This window comes from Nocardiopsis oceani, assembly GCF_054777395.1.
On record NZ_BAAHAR010000041.1, the window covers coordinates 73,834 to 81,730 of the forward strand.

6 protein-coding genes and 4 pseudogenes are annotated in these 7,897 nt (G+C 65.0%); 5 read left to right on the forward strand and 5 right to left on the reverse strand.

The window, feature by feature from the left end; genetic code table 11:
* Positions 1-19: 19 nt before the first annotated feature.
* Both ACYVDG_RS23635 and ACYVDG_RS23640 read left to right on the forward strand, forming a co-directional pair.
* On the forward strand, positions 20-589 hold the full coding sequence (locus ACYVDG_RS23635) for a PadR family transcriptional regulator (protein ID WP_460757781.1): 570 nt from the start codon (positions 20-22) through the stop codon (positions 587-589).
* Between the two features lie 161 nt (positions 590-750).
* Positions 751-1,185, forward strand: a complete 435-nt coding sequence (locus ACYVDG_RS23640; RefSeq protein ID WP_460757782.1) for a hypothetical protein — start codon at positions 751-753, stop codon at positions 1,183-1,185.
* Positions 1,186-1,222: 37 nt separating this feature from the next.
* Here ACYVDG_RS23640 and ACYVDG_RS23645 read toward each other — a convergent pair whose 3' ends face one another.
* The 4 genes and pseudogenes from ACYVDG_RS23645 to ACYVDG_RS23660 form a co-directional block, all read right to left on the reverse strand.
* Positions 1,223-2,134 (reverse strand): amidohydrolase family protein, encoded by a 912-nt coding sequence (locus ACYVDG_RS23645; protein ID WP_460757783.1) that lies wholly within the window; start codon positions 2,132-2,134, stop codon positions 1,223-1,225.
* Positions 2,135-2,186: 52 nt separating this feature from the next.
* Positions 2,187-2,858 carry a zinc-binding dehydrogenase gene (locus ACYVDG_RS23650; RefSeq protein WP_460757788.1) on the reverse strand — a complete coding sequence of 224 codons (672 nt, stop codon included), beginning with the start codon at positions 2,856-2,858 and terminating at the stop codon, positions 2,187-2,189.
* Positions 2,858-3,325, reverse strand: a complete 468-nt coding sequence (locus ACYVDG_RS23655) for an alcohol dehydrogenase catalytic domain-containing protein (RefSeq protein ID WP_460757784.1) — start codon at positions 3,323-3,325, stop codon at positions 2,858-2,860. The genes ACYVDG_RS23650 and ACYVDG_RS23655 overlap by 1 nt, the downstream gene beginning before the upstream one ends.
* A 477-nt stretch (positions 3,326-3,802) precedes the next feature.
* Positions 3,803-4,483: pseudogene (locus ACYVDG_RS23660) on the reverse strand (ISAzo13-like element transposase-related protein); the annotation flags it as partial.
* A 662-nt stretch (positions 4,484-5,145) separates the two neighbouring features.
* Between ACYVDG_RS23660 and ACYVDG_RS23665 the strand changes: the two are divergent.
* From ACYVDG_RS23665 to ACYVDG_RS23675, 3 genes and pseudogenes are all read left to right on the forward strand, one after another.
* Entirely contained in the window at positions 5,146-6,294 is a 1,149-nt protein-coding gene (locus tag ACYVDG_RS23665) for a glutathione-independent formaldehyde dehydrogenase (RefSeq protein WP_460757785.1), read from the forward strand.
* A gap of 336 nt (positions 6,295-6,630) precedes the next feature.
* Positions 6,631-6,914, forward strand: a pseudogene (locus tag ACYVDG_RS23670) (helix-turn-helix domain-containing protein); the annotation flags it as partial.
* A gap of 452 nt (positions 6,915-7,366) precedes the next feature.
* Positions 7,367-7,609 (forward strand): annotated as a pseudogene (locus ACYVDG_RS23675) (hypothetical protein); the annotation flags it as partial.
* 76 nt (positions 7,610-7,685) lie between these two features.
* Here the strand turns inward: ACYVDG_RS23675 and ACYVDG_RS23680 are convergent.
* A pseudogene (locus ACYVDG_RS23680) lies at positions 7,686-7,897 on the reverse strand (hypothetical protein); the annotation flags it as partial.

Consider the following 7,897-nt stretch of genomic DNA (forward strand, 5'->3'; position numbering starts at 1 on the left):
GTACGGTATAGTCCGGGGAGTGTCAACAGCCCGTCTCTCCACCACCTCGTACGTGATCATCGGAATGGTCGCCATGCGCGGTCCCTCGACCTCCTACGACCTCAAACGCGCCATCGGCCACTCCGTCGGGTACTTCTGGAACTTCCCGCACGCGCAGCTGTACTCCGAACCCAAACGGCTGGAGAAGCTCGGGCTGCTGGAGTCCGAAGAAGAGGTTTCCGGGCGGCGGCGCCGCACCTACTCGGTCACGCAAGCAGGGATGGATGCCCTGCGGGACTGGCTACGGGAGCCGACCGAGCAGCACTTCGAGCTGCGCGACGTCGCCGAGATCAAGCTCTTCTTCAACGAGTTCAGTGAGCCCGGGGACATCGCTCGCCTGGCTGCCGACCAGCAACGCCAGCATCAGAAGCGGATCGAGGACTACGAAGAAATGAAGGTGCGCTTCGGGGAGCGCACCGATATCGCCTCTCGGATGATCACGCTGCGCCTGGGGCTGGAACTGGAGTACGCGGCCCTGCGCTTTTGGAAGACGATCAGCGAAGAGATCGAGAACCAGGATTTCCCGACGGGTCCCTCAGGGGATCCTTGATCTCTGAGGTGCACAGATGGCCTCACCTTGGTTCGGTGGGCAGTGAGGTGATCCCAGCGATTTTGGAGCGGGGTGAAAGCGGCAAAACGAACACAAAGGGAGGAATGTCCGTTCGGCAGACATAGACGTGGAGCCCCAGGTAGAAGGCGAGGTGTCGAATCTTGCCGGGCTACCGTGAAAGGCTCCACGTGGTCACCTATGTTGCCACCCTGGACGTCCCCAGGGAAGTTGTTCTCTTCCTCTCCCGCCTCCTGGCCGCCGAACGCAAGCTGCGCGGCACCCGCAAGGGAACCCGTGCCCTGACCTGCTTCCACCAGGCAGTCATGGCTCTGCGCCACTTCCGCGAGGGGACCGACCCCGCCACCCTGGCCCGCGACCACGGCATCGGCCGATCCACCGGCTACCGCTACATCGACGAAGCCACCGATGTCCTGGCCGACCCCCTCCGTCAGGCTCAAGTGGGACACCCAAGGACACGGAGCCTTCGGGTCGCGGCGGTGGACCCCTCGACCCTGCCGGGTCGAGGGGATTGTTCTTTTCGGCTCTTCAGAGATGAGGTTGTAGGGGGTGGCGGCGCCTCGCTGGTCCAACCATGATCGGCGTTCTTCGAAAGACGCGGTGGGAGGGAGCCTGTCACGACGATAGCGGTTGATCCGAGCGAGCCGGCGTCGCGGCGGCGGGCGATTGCACGCCGTAGAAGCGCTCGGCGGTGTGGGACCAGAATGCCTCGGCCTCGGCGGGACTCAATTCGGTGACGAGGCGGTCGGTAAGTGCGACCACCTCGGTGTAGGCGAGGAGCTGGCTGGAGACCGGCCAGTCGCTGCCGAACATGACGCGGTCGGCGCCGAAGGTCTCGAATAGAAAGTCCGCGTAAGGCTGGAACTGCGCCGGCGACCAGCCGGGGCCGACCTCAGTGAGCATCCCGGAGAGCTTGCACCAGGTATTAGGCCGCTCAGCCAACCGCAGCATCCACTGCCGCCACTGGTCGTCGGCGTCCGGCCGGTAGGAGGGCTTGGACAGGTGGTTGATCACTGCCGGCAGCTCCGGGACTGCCTCCAGCGCGGCTTCAAGGGCGGGCAGGTGCTCGGTACGGGTGAGGGCCTCGAACCGCAGCCCCAGCTCGTTGAGCCGCTCAAGGTTGGCGTGCACCTGCGGGCGTGTGACCCAGTTCGGGTCGGGCAGGTCGTGGATCATGGGTCGCACCGCCCGCAGATACTCATCGGCGGCGAGCCCGGCCAGCAGCTCGGCGTCCTCGGGCCGGTCGAGGGCCACCCACCCGGTTACACCGAGTACGAAGTCGGTGGCGTGGGCGGTCTCGAGCAGGAACCGGGTCTCCTCCACCGACTGTGCGGCCTGCACCACGATCGTCCCGCCGACCCCGGTGGCCTCGAGGGCGGGGGCGAGGTGCTCGGGCAAGTGATCCCCGCGCAGCGGCCCGTCCGTGGGCATCCAGTGGTAGTCGCCGCGCTCGACTCGCGCAGCGCTCCACAGGTGGTGGTGTGCGTCCACCCGCCTGCCGGGCAGAACCTCAGGGAGATGAGTCATCGGCACACCTTTCCTCTCCGCCTCTAGCGGCTTCAGATTCTCAGCCCGTGGGTCAGGCGGGGTTGAGCACGACCTTGGTCCAGCCGTCTTCGCGGGCGTCGAAGTGCTTGTAGGCCTCCGGCGCTTCCGCCAGGGCCAGGTTGTGGGACAGGATCCGGGAGTAGGCGACCTTGTCGGCGGCGATCAGGTCGCCCAGGTGGCGGTTGTAGCGCTTGACTGGGGCCTGCCCGCAGGCCATCTGCTGGCCCTTGAACCAGAAGTCTCCGAAATCGAAGCGGACCTTGCCCTGCCGGGACAGCCCATACGGGCCGCCTGGGTCCTGGGAAATGAACACCCCGACGGTGCCGATCCCGCCAGTGAACCGCACCGAGGACACCAGCTTATTCAGGGTCGCCGCGTTGTCCTGGTTGCCCTGGGGGGCCTGGGCCCGGTGACGGACACACTCGGCACCACGGCCGACACCGACCCCCTTGGTGTGCTCCATGACCTGCTCGACCGGGTCACCCTTGGAATCATCGATCGCGATCGCCCCGACCCGCTCGGCCAGGCGCAGCCGGTCGGGATGGCGGTCAACGACCATCACCTTCAGCACCCCCTTGACGCTCGCGGAGAGGGCGGCCATCAGCCCGACCGGGCCGCCGCCGTAGATGACGATGGTTTCGCCCGCCTTCAGGCCCGACATCTCCACGGCGTGCCAGCCTGTCGGGAAGATGTCGGAGAGCATCACGTAATCGATCTCTTATCGCGGGCGTCCTCGGGCAGGCGCAAGCACTGGAAGTCGCCCCACGGGACACGCAGGTACTCGGCCTGGCCGCCGATCCAGCCGCCCATGTCGGCGAACCCGTAGGCGCCGCCGACCATGCCCTCCACGTTAGCGGCCAGGCAGTAGCTAATCAGCCCGTGCTCACAATTCTGGCAGTGTCCGCAGGAGACGTTGAACGGCACCGAGACCATGTCCGCGACCGCGGTCTTGGCGATCCCGGCGCCGACCGCGATGACCTCGCCGACGTTCTCGTGGCCGAGGATGCGGCCCTCCTCGAAGTCAGTGCGGCCCTCGTCCATGTGCAGGTCCGACCCGCAGATGTGGGTCGCTGTGATCTTGACCAGGACGTCAAAGGGTTGCTCGATACGCGCGTCCGGAACGTCAGCGATCCTCACGTCGTGGGGTCCGTTGCAGACAAGTGCCTTCATGATGATCGCCTTATGCGAACTGTAGCCAGGTCAGGTATGGGCGCCGTACCGGCTCGGTCCCGACAGAGTCGCGGGCGAGCTGATCGCGGGCAGCGACCACATGGCGTGGCGCTCCCTCCAAGACCTCCCGAGGTTCTGTCCAGTGAGCAATCGCGATCGGACGGCCCAACCCCATGCTCCACCATCACAACCCGGCTTACAAGCGTGTGCACCCCGGCCGGTGAAGTCCTCGATGCGTGCCGCCGACGGTTCCAACAGGACGCACGCGGGCATCGTGGCCGCAAAGTCGCCCCGTAAGAGCCTCTTTTTCTTCGGCGCTGTCCTTCGAGGGTTATTCAGCGGGTCGCGTAAAAATGTAGGCCGACTTCGGCCGAGATCGCTGAAGTGAAAGTCGATATCGGTCGGCGATAATCTATGTGCATAATTCTCCAGGGGGTTGCCGGAAAATAAGGCACAGTCTTGGTCATGGCTCCTACCGACCAAGGCTTCCAGGTCCCTGGCTGTGAGCGCGGTGATCGGGGCCGCTGCGACCGTATGCCGCAGACCATCGAGCACAGGGACGATCTCCAGCACCGCGTCTCCGACCGCTGCGGCGGGCGCGCTGAGCAACCGCGTCAGCTCGCCCTTGCGCGTCCTCCACCGGAAGTGGATGAAGGTGACCTGCAGCCGGTCCGACAGCGAGAGCGGTCCTCGTCGCAGTGCTCGGTGACGGACCCGCTTGTGGTGCAGGCTGATCGGCGGATGGTCGAGGATGTACCGCTCGGCGTCGGCCAGCAGCGCCGCGAACTCGTGTGCCTTGAGCCCGGTGAGCATGACGTGGTGCAGCCAGGCGGGCGCCCAGTCCTCGGGTTGGGTACGGTCCTCCTGCCTCGGAACCGGTGTCGGCGCGAGCTCCTGGGGCCGCAGCGTGTAGTTCCATGCGCCGTGCCAGTCGTGCCCGGTCAAAGGAAGGGCGTCCATGACCTCATCCGGCACAGTGAAGCCGGTGGGGTAGCTGCCCGGGTCGAGTTCGGCGTGCACCCTGATCCCGGTACGGGTGGTGGTCGCGCCGATGGTGTTGACCACGACCGCGTGGCTGGTCAACGGCCTGCCGCGTCAGTTGGTACTAATTGCGGGGAACAGCCGGTGCTCAATCTTGTTCCATTTCGAGGTGCCCGGCCCTCCAGCCCGGTCTCGTAGGCGAAGTCGGCCAGGTGCTTCTGCACTCCGTAAACTCCATCGGCGAAAAGGGATACATCGGCGTTGGCTTGATAACACCGTTCCGGAAGCCACGAGGAGGCGAGCTATTGGGCGGGCAAAAATAATTCAACACGAAGATCAATAAGATTCGCTATGTGATCGAACGGTCGATCACGAACTTCAAGACATGGCGGTGTATGTTCACAGTCTATAGAAGGCCACTTCGCACCTATGCCACTGCCTTTCGCGCCGTCTGAGCACTCCACTTCTTCAAGCTACTTTTTGCATAAGCCTCGCTGTTCCAGCGCAGTTCGGGCTGGTGGCCGAGCTGGATGTCGTTGGCGTCCAGTAGCACTTCGTCCTTGCGCGGCGCTTGCTCAGCTGTCGCGACCCCGAAGCCCTGTCCCCGGAAGGTTCCGCCTAAACGGGCGAGAGCGGCCGCCAACCACGGCCTACCAGCGGCGGGGATTGGGGACCCGGCGTCCCGGCTCTCCTGGCGGTCAGTCACGGAACCTTGACGTGTCTTGTCCGAATCATGGGCGTGAGGCTGTTTCGTCCCGGTGCTGGGAGAGCAGGGGACAGATCAAGGGCAGGTTCCCCACCAGTCCGAGTCCGCCCCGCACCCACGCTTGGAGAAGATCATGAAGGCCCTTGTGTACAACGGATCCCGCGATGTCTCCGTCGAGGAGGTCCCGGATGCCCGGGTCGAGCGTCCGACCGACGTGCTCGTGCGCATCACCGCCACCAACATCTGCGGTTCCGACCTGCACATGTACGAAGGGCGCACCGACCTGGAGCCCGGCAAGGTGCTCGGGCACGAGAACCTCGGCGTGGTCGCCGAGGTCGGTGACGGCGTGGAGCGCGTCAAGGTCGGCGACCACGTCTGCCTGCCCTTCAACATCGGCTGCGGGTTCTGTCGCAACTGCGAAACCGGCATGCCCTCCTACTGCCTGACCGCGAACCCTGACTCCGACATGGCCGGGGCCGCCTACGGCTTCGCCGGGATGGGCCCCTACTCCGGCGGGCAGGCCGAGTACCTGCGCGTGCCGTTCGGGGACTTCAACTGCCTGAGGCTGCCCGAGGACGCGCAGGAGAAGGAGGACGACTACGTCATGGTCGCCGACATCTTCCCCACCGGCTGGCACGCCACCCGCCTGGCGGGCCTCAAGCCGGGGGAGTCCTGCGTCGTCTACGGCGCGGGTCCTGTCGGACTGATGGCGGCCTACTCCGCGCTGCTCCAAGGGGCGTCCCAGGTGATGGTGGTCGATCGCCACCCCGACCGGCTGCGCCTCGTGGAGAGGATGGGGGCGATCCCTGTCGACGACTCCAAGGGCGACCCGGTCGAGCAGATCCTCAACCTCACCGACGGCCGCCGTGCGGACTGCGGATGTGAGTGCGTGGGTTATCAGGCTCATGACCATCTCGGTGTCGAGCACCCCGAGATGACCATGAACAACCTGGTGAAGTCGGTGAAGTTTACCGGCGGCATCGGGGTCGTGGGCCTCTTCCTGCCCTCCGATCCCGGAGCGGCGGACGAGATGGCCCGCAACGGTCGGCTCACCTTCGAGATGGGGACGTTCTGGTTCCAGGGGCAGAGGATCGGTACTGGCCAGGCGCCGGTGAAGGCCTACAACCGGCAGTTGCGGGACATGATCCACCGGGGCCGGGCGAAGCCGTCCTTTATCGTGTCCCACGACCTGCCGCTGCAGAGGGCGCCGGAGGCCTACGAGCACTTCGACAACCGAGAGGACGGCTGGACCAAGGTGGTGCTCAAGCCCGCGCTGGCGTGAGCGGGGCCGCTGGTTGGCCCGTCGGCCACGCAGCCGACACCACGGGGGCACGGAGGAGCTTAGGTTCTCATGGTGGTGGCAACACCTTAACTTCCAGGAAATGGCGACGACCGTGTCGTTGTCGCGGGAAGAGCGGTGATGTTGCTTCGGTTCGATGGACAGATCGGCATCGTCACCGAGGTAGGCCGACTGATCGAGATCAACCGGTATACCGCTTTCGGGTGGGCTCGTCAGGCCGGACCGCGCTCACGCCGCAGGAAACGGCCGCACCCAGCGCGCCAGGAGTACGAACGCCTGTGTACAAGTGCCCCGCGACAGACCGCGTGAGAAGTCGGGGTGAACGAGCGCACCGCAAGGGACTGGGACCACAGGGCACGCAAGTCCGGTAACGGTCGGCTCTACACCGACGGGTGCCGCGTGGACTCCCTCACCGGGTAGACGACCATCAAGTCCCTGGCCCGCTCTCCGCCGACGCTAGCCGCGCTCGAAGCGCAGGTGTACCCGCGTTTTCTGACTCTGACCGATCGGGGCCGGAGCGCGGATCTGCACCGCCAAGGCCAGAGCCTGCCAGCGATCGGCCGCCAACTGGGGCCCCTGCCTCGACCATCAAGCACACGCTCGGCGCTGTCACGACCGCAGTCAAGCAGTTCAGAAATCATGACAAACCGGAAGGCCAACTGGAGTGCCGGTCGTGACGCTGTGGGCACACCTGAAGGACCATCTGGTGAACCGGGCGTTCCGGGGCTTGGAGGAGTTGGGGTGGGTGCTGCGGTCCCATCTGCGCTCGGTCCAGCGACAGCCGGGTTGCTGCACGGTTTCGTCCGATCGGTCCGGTTGGATCCGTTCCCTATCCCGTCAAGCGCCTAATCAAAGATCAGTAGGACCGAAGTGTATCCCGTTGAGCGGCCGACTACACTTTTCACTCTTCCCATATCAGATTCCAGTAGGGGATCAGATACCGTTTCTGAGGCAATGAGGCCTGTGTTGGCGAAATTCATGGTCTGGTGTTTGCTTTCAAGGCTTGTGAATCAGCTTTCCCGGATTATTCTTATTCAATAAGAGAGGCAGAGTCTTGGCCGACGCAGAACGCCAGAAGGGCCAGAACGAGAGCCGCCTCACGGTCGGTGTGCTCGCTGATCCTGTCGCCATGCCAGTTCTGATCGGGGAACAGCTCGCTCAGGACCTTCCACAGTTGTTGACTCAACAAGTCGACTCAGAACAAAGCTGGGCCGCCCAGGCACACTGGGAACACCTGCCGCCCAGCGACAGCCGCCACACGGCGATGATGGAGCTCGCCGAGACCAAGTTGGCCGAGTCCCAGGCACCTGGGCCCGGTCACCGGTTTCCTGGCATGCTCTGGTCCCCTTCACCTTTCGGATCCAGGTCAGCCATCAGACCCAGCAGACCTCCCTTCGAGTCTGTCCCGCCTGGGGCGGGGATGTGTCGGAGCGCCTCGTGGCGCACTGGTTGCCCTTGACGCAGAGCAAGTAGTCGGCCTTCTTCTCTTGGACCAGGTAGTCGGCGGTGGCGGCACAGGTATGGGTGGCATCGGCCGTGACCAGGGCGCCGGTGATGTCCATCGGCCCGACCAGGGCGGGCACAC

Coding starts and splice junctions, on each gene's coding strand:
- ACYVDG_RS23665 (WP_460757785.1), top strand. CDS start 5,146: ATGAAGGCCCTTGTGTACAACGGATCCCGCGATGTCTCCGTCGAGGAG.
- ACYVDG_RS23645 (WP_460757783.1), bottom strand. CDS start 2,134: ATGACTCATCTCCCTGAGGTTCTGCCCGGCAGGCGGGTGGACGCACAC.
- ACYVDG_RS23655 (WP_460757784.1), bottom strand. CDS start 3,325: ATGAAGGCACTTGTCTGCAACGGACCCCACGACGTGAGGATCGCTGAC.
- ACYVDG_RS23650 (WP_460757788.1), bottom strand. CDS start 2,858: ATGCTCTCCGACATCTTCCCGACAGGCTGGCACGCCGTGGAGATGTCG.